Annotated in this window: 17 protein-coding genes and 1 pseudogene; 3 read left to right on the top strand and 15 right to left on the bottom strand. The window is 34.4% G+C overall.

Features of this window, described 5'->3' with window-relative positions:
• Positions 1-536 precede the first annotated feature (536 nt).
• The 4 genes from coaW to AC5LWL_RS11470 all read right to left on the bottom strand — a co-directional run bounded on the left by coaW (position 537) and on the right by AC5LWL_RS11470 (position 4,192).
• The gene (gene coaW, locus AC5LWL_RS11485) at positions 537-1,343 is read right to left on the bottom strand and encodes a type II pantothenate kinase (RefSeq protein WP_493434411.1); all 807 of its coding nucleotides are present in this window, start codon (positions 1,341-1,343) and stop codon (positions 537-539) included.
• A gap of 23 nt (positions 1,344-1,366) precedes the next feature.
• Entirely contained in the window at positions 1,367-1,843 is a 477-nt protein-coding gene (locus tag AC5LWL_RS11480; RefSeq protein WP_493434410.1) for a glutathione peroxidase, read from the bottom strand.
• Between the two features lie 24 nt (positions 1,844-1,867).
• Positions 1,868-2,428 carry a hypothetical protein gene (locus tag AC5LWL_RS11475; RefSeq protein ID WP_493434409.1) on the bottom strand — a complete coding sequence of 187 codons (561 nt, stop codon included), beginning with the start codon at positions 2,426-2,428 and terminating at the stop codon, positions 1,868-1,870.
• 75 nt (positions 2,429-2,503) lie between these two features.
• Positions 2,504-4,192, bottom strand: a complete 1,689-nt coding sequence (locus tag AC5LWL_RS11470; RefSeq protein ID WP_493434408.1) for a formate--tetrahydrofolate ligase — start codon at positions 4,190-4,192, stop codon at positions 2,504-2,506.
• 366 nt (positions 4,193-4,558) lie between these two features.
• Here AC5LWL_RS11470 and metA point away from each other — a divergent pair, with 366 nt between their 5' ends.
• Complete coding sequence (metA, locus tag AC5LWL_RS11465; RefSeq protein ID WP_493434407.1) at positions 4,559-5,467, top strand: homoserine O-acetyltransferase MetA; 909 nt, start codon at positions 4,559-4,561, stop codon at positions 5,465-5,467.
• Positions 5,468-5,661: 194 nt separating this feature from the next.
• Here the strand turns inward: metA and pdxR are convergent, their stop codons facing one another.
• Positions 5,662-7,068, bottom strand: a complete 1,407-nt coding sequence (gene pdxR / locus AC5LWL_RS11460) for a MocR-like pyridoxine biosynthesis transcription factor PdxR (protein WP_493434406.1) — start codon at positions 7,066-7,068, stop codon at positions 5,662-5,664.
• 114 nt (positions 7,069-7,182) lie between these two features.
• Here pdxR and AC5LWL_RS11455 point away from each other — a divergent pair, with 114 nt between their 5' ends.
• Positions 7,183-7,602 carry a GNAT family N-acetyltransferase gene (locus tag AC5LWL_RS11455; RefSeq protein ID WP_493434405.1) on the top strand — a complete coding sequence of 140 codons (420 nt, stop codon included), beginning with the start codon at positions 7,183-7,185 and terminating at the stop codon, positions 7,600-7,602.
• Between the two features lie 127 nt (positions 7,603-7,729).
• Here AC5LWL_RS11455 and AC5LWL_RS11450 read toward each other — a convergent pair whose 3' ends face one another.
• Positions 7,730-8,425, bottom strand: a complete 696-nt coding sequence (locus tag AC5LWL_RS11450) for an AIM24 family protein (RefSeq protein ID WP_493434404.1) — start codon at positions 8,423-8,425, stop codon at positions 7,730-7,732.
• Positions 8,426-8,891: 466 nt separating this feature from the next.
• On the opposite strand from AC5LWL_RS11450, the gene AC5LWL_RS11445 reads away from it, so the two are divergent.
• Positions 8,892-9,101 carry a DUF3892 domain-containing protein gene (locus AC5LWL_RS11445; protein ID WP_493434403.1) on the top strand — a complete coding sequence of 70 codons (210 nt, stop codon included), beginning with the start codon at positions 8,892-8,894 and terminating at the stop codon, positions 9,099-9,101.
• Positions 9,102-9,192: 91 nt separating this feature from the next.
• On the opposite strand, the gene mntR is transcribed toward AC5LWL_RS11445, so the two are convergent.
• The 9 genes and pseudogenes from mntR to AC5LWL_RS11400 all read right to left on the bottom strand — a co-directional run bounded on the left by mntR (position 9,193) and on the right by AC5LWL_RS11400 (position 17,318).
• On the bottom strand, positions 9,193-9,618 hold the full coding sequence (mntR, locus tag AC5LWL_RS11440; protein WP_493436596.1) for a transcriptional regulator MntR: 426 nt from the start codon (positions 9,616-9,618) through the stop codon (positions 9,193-9,195).
• Positions 9,619-10,003: 385 nt separating this feature from the next.
• Positions 10,004-11,209: pseudogene (locus AC5LWL_RS11435) on the bottom strand (DNA topoisomerase); the annotation flags it as partial.
• 814 nt (positions 11,210-12,023) lie between these two features.
• Complete coding sequence (locus tag AC5LWL_RS11430) at positions 12,024-12,218, bottom strand: hypothetical protein (protein ID WP_066417362.1); 195 nt, start codon at positions 12,216-12,218, stop codon at positions 12,024-12,026.
• A 323-nt stretch (positions 12,219-12,541) separates the two neighbouring features.
• Positions 12,542-12,778, bottom strand: a complete 237-nt coding sequence (locus AC5LWL_RS11425; RefSeq protein WP_066417356.1) for a glutaredoxin family protein — start codon at positions 12,776-12,778, stop codon at positions 12,542-12,544.
• A 151-nt stretch (positions 12,779-12,929) separates the two neighbouring features.
• On the bottom strand, positions 12,930-13,565 hold the full coding sequence (locus tag AC5LWL_RS11420; protein WP_493434402.1) for a class I SAM-dependent methyltransferase: 636 nt from the start codon (positions 13,563-13,565) through the stop codon (positions 12,930-12,932).
• Between the two features lie 33 nt (positions 13,566-13,598).
• Positions 13,599-15,086, bottom strand: a complete 1,488-nt coding sequence (locus tag AC5LWL_RS11415; RefSeq protein ID WP_066417352.1) for a multicopper oxidase family protein — start codon at positions 15,084-15,086, stop codon at positions 13,599-13,601.
• Between the two features lie 411 nt (positions 15,087-15,497).
• Positions 15,498-15,881: a DUF302 domain-containing protein gene (locus tag AC5LWL_RS11410; protein WP_066417351.1), complete on the bottom strand. Its 384-nt coding sequence runs from the start codon at positions 15,879-15,881 to the stop codon at positions 15,498-15,500.
• Positions 15,882-16,031: 150 nt separating this feature from the next.
• The gene (locus tag AC5LWL_RS11405; protein ID WP_066417348.1) at positions 16,032-17,135 is read right to left on the bottom strand and encodes a YncE family protein; all 1,104 of its coding nucleotides are present in this window, start codon (positions 17,133-17,135) and stop codon (positions 16,032-16,034) included.
• 45 nt (positions 17,136-17,180) lie between these two features.
• On the bottom strand, positions 17,181-17,318 hold the full coding sequence (locus AC5LWL_RS11400; protein WP_157076667.1) for a hypothetical protein: 138 nt from the start codon (positions 17,316-17,318) through the stop codon (positions 17,181-17,183).
• Between the last annotated feature and the right edge of the window lie 14 nt (positions 17,319-17,332).

Raw genomic sequence — 17,332 nt, 5'->3', positions numbered from 1 at the left:
CTCTCAATGAGTCCGCAGCCATACTACACTTCGCTTTCCTGCGGGCGGGCGTCTTCGTGCATTCTGGCTGCTCCCTGCTTCAAACTATAACGAACTTAATCAAACGGCAAATTCTTTTAACATCGGTGTTTATCCGGAGAAGAGTCGCTGCTGCTTAGTCTGTAACTTAGATAGGAAAAAGGACAAGTGCTATGGAAAAACTTGTCTTTCTTTATTGAAATGAAGCCGTGACATAAGTATTCCAACCGAAGATAAACCCGAACCATGATACGAAGATGTAAAAAAATTTCGTATCATGGTTTGGGATTTTATTTATGTAAAAAAGAGGGTTTGTGGTAAACACCCGCAGCCTGCATACACTTCGCTTTCCGTGGGGCTCGGCTTTAGCCGCTTCGGCCGATGGCCTGCAGGGTCTCAGCTGTCTCGCTAATCCCACTGGAGTCTACGTGTATGCAGGCTGCTCCATTTTCCAATCTATTTCATTTTTTCTTGGTTTTTACCTATTATCTATTTGGTTATGTTCCATCCTCATTATTTTATTGTTGTTCTAAAGATAAATAAGCAGAGATGGCGGCTCCGTATTCTCCATGTTCTAAGAAAAGCTGTTTTGCATCTACTTGTTCTTCAAAAGAAGAAAGAATTGCTTGCAGTGGTTTATTTTGAGCGATTGTACTGCCAGAATAAACAATGAACGTTGGCTTTATGGAGAGTGCAGCTTGTTGGGTTAGCAAAAAAATGGTTTCTCCAATCATTTGCAATAGGGAGGCAGCCATATCTTTTTCTGAATTACCTTCTTTTGTTTTTGCAAAATTACTTGCTGTTAATTCACCGTTCAGTTGAGAATCTTGTCCTAAATAAATGTCCTTTACAAGGAGATCTATATTGGTTCTATTTCCAGAGGCAGCAAGATTTACTAAATGAGCAAAGTTCGTTTCATTTGTCAAAATGGATCCAAGTCCCATCCACGTCCCGCCGCCGATGCCGCTGCCTAAAATTCTTGTCCTTTTTTCTTTTTCTACCATGTACCAAGAAGTTCCCGTACCAATGTGGACAAGTAGATATTTTTCTGGTATTGCAATGTTTTTTTCTTTTAACAACCAATTTGCTCCATCGCAGACAGCATGAAATTCATGAATAATATTCGCTTGCGGGAAAAATTTTTCTTTTATGTAATCAGCCATGCCCCCTGTTAAGCCGACTTTATCCACCTGCATTATATTCAACCAGTTTATCACTGCCTCTAGTTCAGAGACAGGGTATTTTTTATAATGGAGGCTCCCTCTTTCTTTATACACTAATTTTATAAGCGATCCACCTGCATCTATTCCTATAGTTTTTGACATTTTTAATCATCCTCTTAAACAGTTTACAATAGCTTTTCTATAGCTGCTTTCATTTCCAATGGAGACGTTTTCGGTGCAAATCGATCCACAACATGTCCAGAACGGTCAATCAAAAATTTAGTAAAGTTCCATTTTATCGCTTTTGTCCCGAATGTTCCTGGCGCCTCATTTGATACATATTGAAAAAGCGGATCGATATGTTTGCCGTTTACATGAACTTTTGCAAACATAGGAAAACTGACACCGAATTGCAGTTCACAAAACTTTTGAATCTCCTGTTCGTTTCCAGGCTCTTGGTTCATAAACTGATTACAAGGAAAACCCAATACAAGGAAGCCATTATCTTTATATTGCTCATATAGCGATTGCAGTTCTTTATATTGTGGAGTAAATCCGCATTTGCTGGCAGTGTTCACAATCAACACGACCTTTCCGGCAAATGCTTTTAATGATTGTATTTCTCCCTGAATGGTTTTTACTTCAAATTGATAGATGCTCATATTCAAAATCCTCCCTTTTGCTTTTTAATAATGATCTATGTTTTTGCTGGGAATTGGCAGCAATATTTTCTGTTCATTCAAAACACGCAATGTTTCTTCCATATAGTCAATCATCAAAACCAAATCATCCATTTGCTCTTCTTTAATAAGACGATTAAAAAATATAGTAAGATGATTTTCCAGTCTATTCTCTTCAGAAAAAGGATTCACTCTAATTTCTTGACTAATTTTCCGTTCTTCCCCCCAAATGTTTCTCAAAAGCTTCTCTAATGATAAAAAAACGGTTTGTTCCTTTTCATGAAAAAGGAGAAGACGAATCGTAATATAACAGCCCGTTTCCTTCTCTTTATTAACTTCTGGGAGCAGTTCTGCAGCTAAATTAATTAGTCCTGCATGCAAAGAAAAGGTCATAATAGCATTCTGTTGATTCTTTAATGCAAAAGAGAGAGAATACTTTCTGGAAAGTTTGCTGCTGTTGAAAAGATCATTACGATCAAGGATAGTAAGACTGCCCTCTATATCTTTATCATAGAGAGCACCTTCCACGACGATTTTCATATTTTCAAATGCTGTTGGATCAAACATATACTGTCCTTTCTAAAAAAAGATGCAAGTGTTATAGCCTTATACTGCTAGTCACTTGCACCTCCTTAACATGTATTAAAATAAGCCGATGGCTCTTCCGTCTCCATCTACGTCCATATTTAATGCAGCAGGTTTTTTCGGTAATCCTGGCATTGTCATAACATCACCTGTTAACGCCACAATAAAACCAGCTCCTATTGATGGTTTTAGTTCTCGAACAACAATAGAAAACTGTTCGGGTCTTCCTAAAAGAGTTGGATTATCAGATAGAGAATACTGTGTTTTTGCCATACAGATCGGTAGATTTCCCCATCCATATTGTTCAAATTCTTGCATTTGCTTTTTCGCTTTTACAGTAAAATCTACACTGCTCGCTCCATATATGGAAGTAGCAATGGATGTTATTTTCTCTTCTATGGATGCTTCCTGCTCATACAAATGGTGAAAACTTTGGTTATTCTCTTCTATTAGATGCAAAACTTTTTCAGCAAGATCCAATCCGCCTTTTCCACCTTTTTCCCATACCTCTGTTAAAGCAACAGGGATATTTTCTTGTTGGCATAAATTTTCTAAAAAAGAAATTTCAGCTTCCGTATCGGTATAGAAGCGATTGATCGCTACTACAAATGGCAATCCAAATTGTTTAATGCTGTCAATATGCTTTTGCAGATTAGCAAATCCCTTTTTGACTGCATCGATGTTTTCTTCTGCAAGTGCATTTTTAGCAACGCCTCCATGCATTTTTAAAGCACGCAATGTTGCAACAATTACAACTATATCTGGTTTTGCTTCCTCATTTCTTGCTTTTATATTTAAGTACTTCTCAGCTCCTAAATCTGCTCCAAATCCAGCTTCTGTTACAACATAGTCAGCCAATTTAGCCGCTGCAGTTGTTGCAATGACACTATTGCAGCCATGTGCTATATTAGCAAATGGACCACCGTGGATAATCGCTGGTGTATGTTCTATTGTCTGTACTATATTGGGTTTAATGGCATCTTTTAATAATAATTTCAAAGCTCCTTCTACCTGAAGATCCCCAACAGATAGCGGATTTTTGTCTGTATCATAAGCAAAAATCATACGCGCAAGGCGGCTCTTTAAATCTTCTAAATCTGTCGCTAAGCATAAAACAGCCATTATTTCTGAAGCTACCGTGATATCAAAGCCATCTTCGCGAGGAACACCTTGCATAGGTCCACCTAAGCCAATAATAACTTTTCTTAATGCGCGATCATTTAAATCAACTGCACGCTTCCAAACTATTCTTCTTTGATCTATCTTCAGTTCGTTTCCTTGCTGGATATGATTATCAATAAGTGCCGCTAAAGCATTATTTGCTGTTGTTATTGCATGCAAATCACCTGTAAAATGAAGATTAATATCCTCCATTGGCAGAACTTGTGCATATCCACCTCCTGCAGCTCCTCCTTTTATGCCCATAGTTGGTCCTAAAGAGGGTTCCCGCATCGCAATAATTGCTTTTTTATTTAATTGTTGCAAGGCATCACCTAGACCAACTGTTACAGTTGATTTCCCTTCTCCTGCTGGTGTTGGATTAATTGCGGTCACAAGAATTATTCTTCCTGATGGTTGTTTTTTTAATTCCTTTAGTTTCTCCATCGTAATTTTCGCTTTATATTTACCATATAACTCAATATCGTCTTCCGTTAAATTCATTTTATTTGCAATATGTATAATAGACTTAATTTCTGCTTGTTGCGCAATTTCAATATCAGATTTAATCGTAACTTTCTGCTGCATATATAATCCTCCTGAAACTAAGATGCTTTCATTGTACAAAATAACGAAGGAAAAAGAAATAACGTTGCAAAATGTTCGTTTTTTTTTAAGAACTTTTTTGGATGATATAGAAGAAAAAAATAAACAATTTCCCATTTTTATAACTTTCTAACGATTTAACGTTGCGAGGATAGTTAACTAAATTTATAATAAGCTATGTCCCGTTTTTGTTCGATTGCTCGCATCTATCGAGCCTGCTGCAACATCTACACTAATATATCCTATACATCGATGCTTGACAGTTGCTAACTTTAGTAGATAAATTTTGATATAAAAATAATTACACCGCTTTTTGAAAGCAGAACAACGCAAAAGGAGATTACTATTATGCCAATTAAAATTCCCTATCTTTTGCCTGCACGTGAGGTATTAGAAGAAGAAAATATTTTTATCATGGATGAAAATCGTGCGAACACACAAGATATTCGCCCGTTAAACATACTTATACTTAACTTAATGCCAGAAAAACAAAAAACGGAAGTGCAAATTTTGCGTTTATTAGGAAATACGCCATTACAAGTAAATATCTCTTTTTTACGCACAGCTTCCTATGAATCGAAAAACACTAGTCCCTATCATTTGGAACAATTTTATACAAGTTTTGAAAAAATCAAAAATAATAAATATGATGGAATGATTATTACAGGAGCGCCAGTAGAATTATTAGACTTTGAAGATGTTCAATATTGGAAAGAACTAACAAAAATTATGGATTGGTCAGAAAAGAATGTTACTTCCACACTTCATATATGTTGGGGAGCACAGGCTGCTTTATTTCATCATTATAAGATTGATAAATATGAATTGGATAAAAAATGCTATGGCATTTATTCACATCATTTATTAGATGCTTCTGATAAATTGATGCGCGGATTTGATGACAGTTTTTTGGCACCTCATTCTCGCCATACTAATGTTTCTACGGAGGCAATTACAAAACATCCAGATTTAACACTTCTTGCTGCATCGGAAGAAGCCGGTGCGTTTATCATTAGCGGAAACCACGGGAAACAAATTATGGTAACAGGTCACTTAGAATATGATTCCTGTACACTGGCACAAGAGTATACACGAGACAAAGAAAAAGGATTGGATATCCATCTTCCCCTTGATTATTTTCCTAATAACGATCCAAATAAAAAACCATTAAACAGCTGGCGCTCTCATGCCTATTTACTATTTTCAAACTGGTTAAACTATTATGTTTATCAACAAACACCTTTTGAGTGGAAATGAAAGAACCTTGCGCTGAAGAAATAGCTAACTCCTTTTTATCGCAGATAACTTAAGGCGCATCTGCAGCAACCAAAACACTTATGAAAACAACCAGTAAAGCAGGCGTGGACTAAATCTGCTTTACTGGTTGTTTTTATAATAAATCATTTAATAAAGAATAATGTCTATACCAAAATATGTTCTTACATACAAACTCAGCTTTGCCAAGCATCTTTTAATAAACAGATTCCTTGCTCTATTTCATATTCGTTTAAGCCACCATAACCTAATAATATTCTAGGATTTTGATCTGGAATATCAGTAGCATAGTAAACAGACGTTGGATAAACCTTTACTTTGTTTTCTTTTGCTTTATGAATTAATTCTTCTTCTGACAGATTATTTTGCACACTTAACAATAGATGCAAACCTGAGTCAACGCCAACTATGGCTGCCTGCTCACCAAAATATTTTTCAATTGCCTGAATAAGTGTATACTGTTTTTTACGGTAGACTGTTCTCATTTTATTTAAATGCCTTTCCCAATGACCATTTATCATAAATTTCCATAAAGTATGCTGATGCAAACGTGAAACAGTCTGCTTGTAAATAGTAAAATGTCGATTATATCTTTCTAGCAAATTATTAGGTAACACCATATAACTAACGCGAATGGATGGTATAAAGGATTTAGAAAATGTTCCTAAATAAATTACCTTTCCATTATGGTCTAATCCTTGTAATGCAGGTATTGGTTTTCCCTTATATCGAAATTCACTATCATAATCGTCTTCAATAATATATCTTTGTTTTTCATTTGCCCATTTTAACAATTCCATTCTTTTCGATATCGGCATGACCATCCCATTTGGAAATTGATGTGATGGCGTAACATACGTGACATTTGCCTTGCTGTTATGCAAACATTTTAGGTTGATTCCATCTTTATCAAGTGGTATTGGTATTAATGGAACTCCCTGGTCTTTAAAGACCTCTCTTGTACGATGAAAGCCTGGATCTTCCATTGAAAAGATAGAAGCTCTGCCAATTATCATTATTAATAAACCAACTAAGTATTGTGTTCCAGCACCAATAATAATTTGCTCGGGCAAACACTTTACACCTCTTGATTGATACAAGTAATCCGCAATTCCCTCACGCAGTGTAAATTCGCCTTGCCGTTCACCGTTTAAAAACAATGAACCTTGTTCTTCATATAAACTTTGTAGCGTCAGTTTTTTCCATATAGAATATGGAAAATGTTCTAACGCTATTTGTCCATGGCTAAAATCAATTTTATATTGCCAGCTGTCTTCTCTCTTTAACTCCTTACTCGTTTTCGTATTAGAATGTAAGTCAAGAAATACTTCGTTCGTTAATTCTTTGACGTAAATGCCCTTTCTTGGAATACTTTTTATATATCCTTCTGCCATTAATTGCTGATAGGCAGTTTCTACTGTATTTTGACTTATACCCAAATGAAGAGAAAGTTTCCTCTTGGATGGCAGCTTTTCTCCTGATTTTATACGTTCTTCTTGTATCTCTTGTTTAAAATAGGTGTATAACTGCATGTACAGCGGCTCTTTATATGTTTTATCCAAAACTAGTGTTATTTCTATCACATATCGTCCCTCCTCATCAAACTGGCATCGTTAATTACATCAAATCTGACACTTTTTATCATATCAGAATTTCTATATAATCAAAATATTCATAATAGAGGAGCTGATTTTAACATGAATCAACAGAAAAATATAGAACAAATTCAATTAAAAAGTAACGTGATAATTAATCCAGAGGAATTAGCAATTATTTTTAATGATTCGGGGATTAAAAGACCGACGGATGATTTACCTCGATTAAAACAAATGTTAGAAAATGCAGATATCTTAATATCTGCATGGGATGGTGACAAGCTTGTTGGAATAGCTAGAGCGATCACTGATTTCAGCTATTGCTGCTATTTATCAGATTTAGCCGTTGACAGAAACTATCAAAAACGTGGAATTGGAAAAGCTTTAATTCAATCAGTCCAAGAACAAATTAGCGAAGAGGTAGCATTAATACTGTTAGCCTCTCCAATTGCAATGGACTATTATCCGCATATTGGATTTAAAAAAATAGAAAATGGCTATTCTATTCCTAGAAAAAAATAATTTTATTTTGAATTGGTTATTATTGAGGGAATGAATATTTCTTTTATATAAATCTTCGTAAAAAAATAGCTGTATGAAAAGAACTCTCACTTTTCATGCAGCCACCTTTCCTTTTGCATCCTCTTGATCAGCTTTTGTTTTCTGAATAATAAACTTCCTCGAATGGCTGTACAACTACAAAACCTTCTCCACTAAACTTCATTTGAATAGACTCGCCGCTTCCTCTTCCAAAAAACGTTTTCAAAGAAATGTCTGTTACAAATTCAGGCTGTAAATTGCCAGACCAAGCAACTGTTGCATTAGGGTCCGTAAAAACAGGATTTTGCGGTGTTACCTTTAATGTTAATGGCTCGTAATGAGAGGTAATAGCTATCATTCCTCGACCAGATAAATGAATATTAAATAATCCACCTGCCATCATACCAGCAATTCTTTTCATCAATTTAATATCCCAATTAATACTTGGTTCAAATGCTAATAGATCATTGCCATTTACAAATAAAGATTCATTTTGCAAGTGCAAGATGGAAATTTTCTTCCCTTGATCGGCAACATATAATTTTCCTTCTCCTGTTGCTTTCATTAAAGAAGCTCCTTCTCCTGTTAACGCCTTTTTAAACATTTTTCCGAGTCCATGTTCCAAGACACCTTCTCTTGTAAATTTTATATTGCCTCTATAAGAAACCATACTGCCAGCTTTTGCCCAAATTTGATCAGATAAGTTAATTTCAAGCATTCTTGGTGTTTCTAATTCAAATAATCCTTCACCTTTATCCTTTTGCTCTGTCTGCTCCACAAAATCCTGTAATGAATATCTTCCCATAAAAAAGCTCCTCTCCTTTTCCAACTACATGTGCTGACTTACTTATTTCACATCCAATTAAACGGATAATATTTCGAGTTTTTAATGCAATTTTTCCTTCTTCGAACATATGTTAAAAAGAAATTAATTTTTGCATTATTGCTTGGTTATCTAAATAATGTACGATTAAAAGAAAAGAAGGTTTCATTTTTCTCTAGATTGTTCTTTATACAAATTTTACAAAGTGATAGTAAAAATCGATTTTTAAAAAGATTATATCTTCCATTTTCGGGTAATCAAATAATAATATGTTATTGAAGAGGGTAGGTACAGAAGACAGAAAATTACAACCTGTTATTTATAAAAAGAGGAAAAGAAGGGATAAACTTTTGAATTTTGTATATACTATTGGCGTAATTCAGATGAAATGACACATAGTAAATGAAGTAGTAAACGATTTTTAGCTACTATTAAGGGAGGAAGCTTTATGGAGCAGCTAGTTGCTGTAGAAAGAAATCATAATGGACAAATCATCAGTTTTAAAACTTCAGAAGGTAGATTCATTTCATATAGAAAGGCGCTGATGGAGGTGGAAAATGGAATAATTGATGGGGTAGAAATCACAGAAAATCAGGAAGAGGATGGACTTTCCATGAGTTTTGAGAATACTTTTGATAATTATCCGTTAATTTATTAATGACCGAAACAAATGACGAAAACCATCTTGGAGACTAACTTTCAAACAAGTTCCTGTATCTCGTCCTTTTTGATTGTTAGTCCCTTTGTTTTTATTCTATTTCTTCATTTTTCTTCTGGATTAATTTCAACGCGTGAATACGCTCTTCATCTTCTTCGAAATATTGAACCAAATCTCCAACACGGTCAATAGAATCCCAGCTTAAATGATGTTCAATTCCTTCAACATCTTGATAGATATTTTCTTCTTTCACTCCAATAATACGTAATAATTGCTCTAATAATTCATGACGGTATACTAATCTTTTCCCGATTTTTTTTCCTTTAACTGTTAATACTAATCCTCGATATTTTTCATAAACGAGATAACCGTCTTTATCTAGCTTCTGAACCATTTTCGTCACAGAGGATGGGTGAACCGATAATGCTTCAGCAATATCAGAGACTCTTGCATATCCTTTTTCTTCAATCAAATTATAAATTTGTTCAATATAGTCTTCCATACTAGGTGTTGGCATCTTAAACAATAGCCCTCCTATCACATTACAATAACTTCTATTCTAATACAGTAAAACTTCAACTATTACATTTTCAGCAGTTGTCGTTTCGTTATATTCCCTATTATAACCCAAAATTAGAACTTCACTATACCTACGCTTTTTATCAAAATGTTAAAAAATTAAAGATAAACTTATCAATACCTATTCTTTAACCTTTATTTGATTTAAATATCATTAGCACAAATCTTTCTCATCTAGATTATTTCAACTTACATAAAATTAGGAAAAGTTTTCTACTCTTTATGCATTTTACTATATAAAAATACATGAAACAAGCTGTTATAAGCGAGATTATGAAAACGAAAAATAATATTACCATTTACGCACTTTTTTATCAATCGTTTCATTGTTTTTTTTCTGTATTCATATTATCCTTTAAAAAATCCATTTCCCAGCTAAAATACTCATGATCATTATTTTTGTTATAGGTTAAAATAGCATCAAATTTATTACCCTTTTTACTAGTTAACCCCTTAACTGCTACTTTACCAGATTTCAACAATGCTTTTACCATTGTTTTTGTTGGTTTTTTTTTCATGGTTGCTAAAAACTTATCATTCTTCCAAATAACATACTTACAGCCGCTTTTCCAATTGCTGCAGCCATAGCCTTTTGCTCCTTCTATGACAGCATGCCCGCAATTAGGACATTTTCCAAGTATTTCAGCCTTTTTCCTATTGTAAGTAACTTCCTGAATAATAATATCAGCATCGTTTTTAATCGTTTGGACAGAGTCGATTGTAAATTGATAAATAATTTGTAAAAAATCCTGTTTGCTAAATGTTCCTTTTTCAATATCGAATAGATTTTTTTCTAAACGTCCAGTAAATTGTAAATTAAATAAATCTTTAATAGGGAAAGTTTCAACTAACTTTCTCCCTAATTCTGTACAGACAAGCGATTTATTTTGGGTTGTAATATAGCCGATATCCTTTAATTTTTTGATTGTTTCCGCACGTGTTGCAGGAGTGCCAATGCTATATCCATTTAAAATAGCCTCGATTTCTTCTTCCTTTTCTCCATCATCTCCCTTATTTTTCCCACATGTTTCCATCACTCTTAATAAGGTTTTTTCCGAATGCTCTTTTGGAGGTTGAGTCGTGTGAGTAGTCGTTTCCATCTTAACACTCTCCACTTCATCATTGGTCTGAACAAAGGGCAATAAAGTATCTTTTGATTGAATATTCTCCACTTTTTTCCACCCTTCAACAAGCTGGACCTTTCCTTTTGTATAAAAAACACCTTTTATCGGCATATCTACTATTTTTGTAGTAATTTTTGTTTCTTCATATTCAGCGATTGGCATAAACTGCATAATAAGCCGGTTTTTCACTGCTTCATATACTTGTTTTTCATCCAAACTCAGTTTCTTTGGTACTATATAGGTAGGAATAATGGCACTATGGCTTTCCACTTTTTTGTTATCAAATATTCTTTTAGAAGGGAAAAATTTTACTTCCTCCTTATATGGTAAATCATCCGTTAATAAAGAAACTACTTTTGCAGTTTTTGCGATTAAACTTTCCTCTAAAGCTTGGCTAGCAGTTCTGTATCTACAAAAAAGTGGACTTAATGGAAGTGGACATAACGCCGTTAGTTTTAAAGCTAATAACTAATAGGAATAAACTTATTATATTACATTTAGTAAATTAGCCTCTATAAATGTTTATTTCTTTATAAAGATTGTTTTAATAGGGGGGATTAATTTAGCAGTTAAGGGGACAGAAAAGAAGAATGTTTTTGTTGATGCAGTATGAAAATAAAATGGGTGAGAAGATGTTGTTTCATTGGAATAAATAAAGATGGTTGAATAATAACTGATACACCATAACTAAACTCCATAAAAAACCTAGACCTTGCTTATGAATTACTCATGAAGTGTTATTATAACTATTTTAATTTTAAGTGATCTTCTTACATGGGTTTAGACAAAAAGGAGAGTTTTACATAAACTCCGTACTGAAACAAAGCCAGATACGTAAAAACAAAAATTACAGAATCTTTACCCTTTTGGGTTTCTAATTGCCAAAAGAATTTTGAGTTAAAAAAATGAGAGAGAAGAAAAACGACTGTTCAAAAATGTGGCAGTCGTTAATTTGGTTGCTTTTCTTTAAATCCTAAAGCAATCTTTTGGAAAGAAGGCTAAAAATACAGCCTTCTTTTTGATTCTTGGTAGTTTTTCTAGTTGCATCATTGTATATTTTACCCATTATACCCGCATTTTAACATTTGTATTTTTTAATTGAATTGGGGCATAATAATCCGTTTTTATTCTTTTGGGTTGGATACATTATTAACCGAACCACAAAAAAGACAAATACAAGCGTTATAGTTGACGAATAAAAGGAACTAATAAGCAAAAATTATTTCTTATCATTATTTGAATTTACCTTTTTAGAAATTACTTTATATTGGAAGTCAGGTGGTAAGCATTCTCTAATTGCATTTATAAAATGGTCAAATGCTTGTTTAGATTCAAACACGAGTTCACCAATGATTTTATTTTCAATTTCAAGTTCTTTTCCTTTAACATCAAAAAGTTTTACTTTAAACATCATCTCAGTAACTCCCTATTCGTACCATTACCTTTATTTTATCATATCTATCCTAATTTCTTTGAAATTATCAGTATAAAAATACTCAAGTCGTTTGACAGACATAAACAGTCCATTTAGGGCATAATTTAGATTAAAATAAGGCTTTGTTCACATGAGAAAATAAGGTCAAAATCTATGTATTGTCAAATTGATATCACTTGCTTAATTATCCATTTCGGATATATGCAATCCTAGTTGAGACTTGTACATCCGTTTCAAAATAAAAATTAAAAAACAGTAAAAACCGTTTGGGTTCTTACTGTTTTTTGGGTGATTACACCAAATCAATTATTTAATATCGTTAACAGTCTCTCAGGATCAAATCCACTAACCCAATTTCCATTTATATTAGTTTGTGGAACTGTTAGTCTTTTCGACTTTTGTACCAATTTTATCCTTGCTATAGGATTCAGATCTACAATCACTTCTTCATAAGTAATATCAAAAGAGTTTAGAAAGTTTTTTAGCATTCCACATACAGGGCATAGGCTTGACGTGTATACTGTCACGGATTGTTTCATTTGTACATAACCTCTTTTACTAATTGAAGGATAAGGTTAAAAAGATTCCTTTCAATTTCACCTATTTACTTGCTTTGATCAATACATACAATTAATCGTTCTTCAATATCTGTTTCAATTTTTTTCAATTCCTCATCTTCTATCATTTCAATCAAAGCGCTCGGCTTTGGAAAACCTTATTTGGCTTAACAGACAGTCTTTTTAAAATTGACCCCATCAAACGTGAATCGGATTCAATTTTCAAATCTGCATATTCTATATTTTTTATTGTATCCCTATTAATATTTGCTCCCCAGATGTTGACTGTTATTGGATTCATTATATCCATCGCCCACCCAATTAATCTATGTTCGCTTCTCATATGTTCTAGCATCAATATCGTTCCATCCGGTTTACAAACCCTTCCTAACTCCTTTAATCCAATAATAGGATCTGGGACAGAACAGAAAACACAGGTTGAAATAATAGTATCAAAGCTGTTATTTTCAAACGGCAAATCTTGTATATCCGCCTCCATCAATTCAATTGGAAACTTTTTATTTAGCTGTGTAACCTTTTTCCTAGCATGGTTCAACATGCCTTTACTGAAGTCAACTCCTGTCAGTGATTCAATATGTTCGGGATAAAACGTCAAATTACCCCCTGTGCCAATCCCTACTTCCAAAACTCTACCAGTAGCATTTGAAAGTAATTCTGCCCGCCAATCCCTCTTTATCATTCGGTCCATTCCTTCATATATTCTAGAGATTCGGTTATATCGTTTTTTAATTTTATCATTTATGTCCAATTTTAAAATCATCTCACCTTCGGGATTAAATTCCTATTCTACCTGAAATTGACCCATCATTCCTGCATCTTCATGCTCAAGGATATGACAGTGATACATAAACACACCGGAATGATTAAACGTTGCAATTGCTCGAACTTTTTCCCCCGGAGACACAAGAAAAGTATCTTTCCAGCCAGTCTCATTTAATGGGGGTGGATTTCCGTCACGGTCAATAATCTGAAATTGCACACCATGTGCATGGAATGGATGTACAGTACCTCCCATCATCCCCATTCCGCTTTCATTGGAAACTTCCCATATTTCTGTTGTATTCAGGTTCACCTGTTCATCTATTCGATTTATATCCATTTGTTTACCATTGATATTTACCCTTGGCCCCATACCCTGAAATACAAATTTTCTTGTTCTTACAGCATCTTCGGGATTAATCTTTTCAATTGGATTCAATTTTTCTGGTATTGTAAATTGTTTTACACTTGCACCATTAACACTAACACTGAACTTCAGAAACTTTACCCCTTGATTTGACATCTGGATAACATCGCCATTATTATATTCTGAAAAGTCAACTAGGATTTCTGCTCTTTCTGAGGGTCCTAGTTTAAGTTCATTCATTTTTATTGGTTTTTCAAAAAAACCTCCATCACTAGCAATTTGATAAAATGTTTGATTATTATCAAAACCTAATTCATAAACACTAGCATTAGAGCCATTCAATATACGGAGTCTCATCATACCTTTAGGTACTTCCAAATATGGAGCAATCGCCCCGTTTACAAGTAATGTATTCCCCTGCAGACCGTTCATTATATCATGCATACCCAAATCATATTCAAAGCTTCCATCCTTGTTAAAGCGCTTATCTTGAATGATAAGTGGAACATCATTCACTCCATAGTCTCTTGGAATTTCCAATTGATCAGATACCTCATCCTCAATAAAAAGTAGCCCAGCTAATCCTTTATATACTTGTTTACCCGTTTTTCGTTCAGGATGGGGATGATACCATAGCGTAGCTGCGGGCTGCTCTATCGTAAACTCAGGTGTCCATGACTCACCCGGTTGTATTCCTGAGTGTGGACCGCCATCAGCGTCTCCATCAACCTCTAGTCCATGCCAATGGATTGTCGTCATTTCATCTTTGAGTTTATTTTCCACCTGTACGGACACTTCCTCACCTCTGCGAACCCGTATAACCGGACCTAAGTAATCTCCGTTATACCCCATTGTTTCAGTTTTTGTTCCTGATATAAATTCCTTTGTTGCATTTTGGGCTGTTATATGAAATTCAGCCTTATTTGGATTTGGATTTGTATCTTTTAACATTGGTGGAATTGGTAAAGCTGACTCATTAACAGTATTAGATTGATTATAAGAGGGATTGTCTGTACCCATCATGGGATTCATAGGCAAATTAGGGAACATTTTGGATGTGCCTAGCCCCTGAACAAAAAAAAGAAAATAACCTGTTAGAACAACCACCAACCCCGCCACAATAATACCAACATTTCTTTTCATCTATTTTTCCTCCTGTATATTTCATTTTACGATAAGTAGTTTATATATGATGGGATTCGAGGATTTGTATTTATGTAGAAGATTAATCGTCTATCTATATGTTAGTTGTTTGGTATTTTTATTTTACTCCCTTAAATAACCTCAATGCCTCGCTATTTGTTTTTATATAAAAAACCTGATATGTGTACTTCTTTATAAGTCAATAAAAGGGTACAACGGGTTTCATACTGGTATGATGGGAAGTGATTCCATATCAACATATACAAAGTAATAAACCGAACTTTCCGGTTGGTCATCATCAATATTACAGTCTAACTATAAAGGCTGTCCAAAGATACTAAGCATTGGACAGCGCTTTAGAAAAAACATATTGGGGACTAATAAATTGCATTCAAAGCCAGTTAAATTAAATTATTTACTTTTATCAATACAACTAATTAACCGATCCTCGATATCCTTTGCAAATAACTTCATATTATCGTCATTAAGCAAACTAATTAGAGCAGTAGGCTTTGGCATACCAATCTTTGTTTGTCCATTATCTTCATAAACAACAATTTTACAAGGTAAAAAATATCCAGCCATTTGGTTTTCGTTTAACACCCTTTGTGCTTCTTGCGGATTACATACTTCCAAAACCCGTAGCTCTTTTTGAAATTCCAATTCCTTTTCTTGAAGTTTTTCTTTCATATCGAACATCCATAAAATACCGAATCCTTCATCTTCTAAGCTTTCCTTTATACTTTCGATAGCATCGTTCATACTTTTGTCTGTTGCAACCGTATAATCAAACATATTAAATTACCTTCCTTCTCATATTTCTACTTTAAAATGAAACAACAATAGACTGTCGACAAGAATGCCATGGTAGGCCACAAAACCAATGTTACCATGGCATTTAAAGGTACTTCTCACTTTTATCTTTTATGATATCAACCAAGCATTTTATTCCATAACACTAATGCCATTTGGAGTTTCACCAACTTCAATGGTTTCAATCACTTTATTTTGTTCCGTATCAACCACACTGACGGTATGATCAAACATATTTGTCACATAAACACGCTTATTGTCCGGGCTTGTAACTACTCCGTGCGAACCTTTTCCTGTTTCGATTGTTGCTGTTTCCTTTTTGGCAATAATGTCAACAACTGTAATAGAATTAGAAGGGTTCTTTTCCGTCCCCTGATTTGCTACATAGGCAAATTCATTATTGCTATCCAAATAGACCTGCGCAGGCCCATTTCCAACTGGAATCTTATCAACCTGTTCATTTTCTAGATTAACAATGGCTAATGCATTTTCGGCATTTAATGTAGCAATTAGCGTCTTGCCATCAGATGTGATACCCGTTGTAACTGGTGCTGAACCAACCTTTATTTTCTTATCCTCTTTCATTGTTTTAAGATTAATGACACTTACAGTATCTTCACCCATGTTCGCAATGTAAGCAGTAGAACTGTCCGCGGTAATTCTAAAACCATGTGGTCTATTTCCAGTAGATATTGTATTTACCACTTTGAAGGTTGAAGTATCAATAACAGATACAGTGTCATCCTCGTTATTTGTTACAAGAACATATTTCCCGTTTTCAGTAAAAACGATATGCGCGGGATGATTTCCCACTTCAACTGTATTTACTACTTCATTTGTTGCTGTATTCAAGAATAATGCTGTCCCCGGCATATCCATGTTCATGGAGTCATCATCCCCATGATCCATGTTAGGAACAACTGTGGCTGCTAGCATTTCCCCGTCTGATGACACTTGTACATTATGGGCCATCCCATCGACCTCAATAGTCGAATCCACTTGGTTTGTATTTGCATTTATTTTTGTAATACTTCCGCCTTCATCGGCAGTAAAATAATATTTAATTACATTCTGATCCGTTATCCCTTCTTTTTCGGAAGTTGAATCGGATGTTTGGTTTTGTGTTTTGGTTTGTTCATCTGTAGCACCGTCTTGATTATTATTATTGCTACATCCTGCCAAAACCAATCCTATGATAAGCAGAAATATAAATAAACTTGCTTTCACCTTATTCATATCTGAGTAATCTCCCATCAATTGACTTTTGGAAAGTTCCCGAAGTTATTTTCGTTCCTTATCGTAATTTCTTAAAGCTAACTTTGTGGCATAATAAACGACAATGCCTATAACTAGAAGATTGAGAATCCACCCCAAAATCCCATAGCCCATCATGCCAAATCCATAGCCACCCATCATCATTTGAAATCACCATC

Source organism: Niallia sp. WK069_GA_01 (assembly GCF_983173855.1).
Note: the sequence above shows the minus strand (reverse complement) of the source record. Positions and strands in the feature narration are given on the sequence as shown.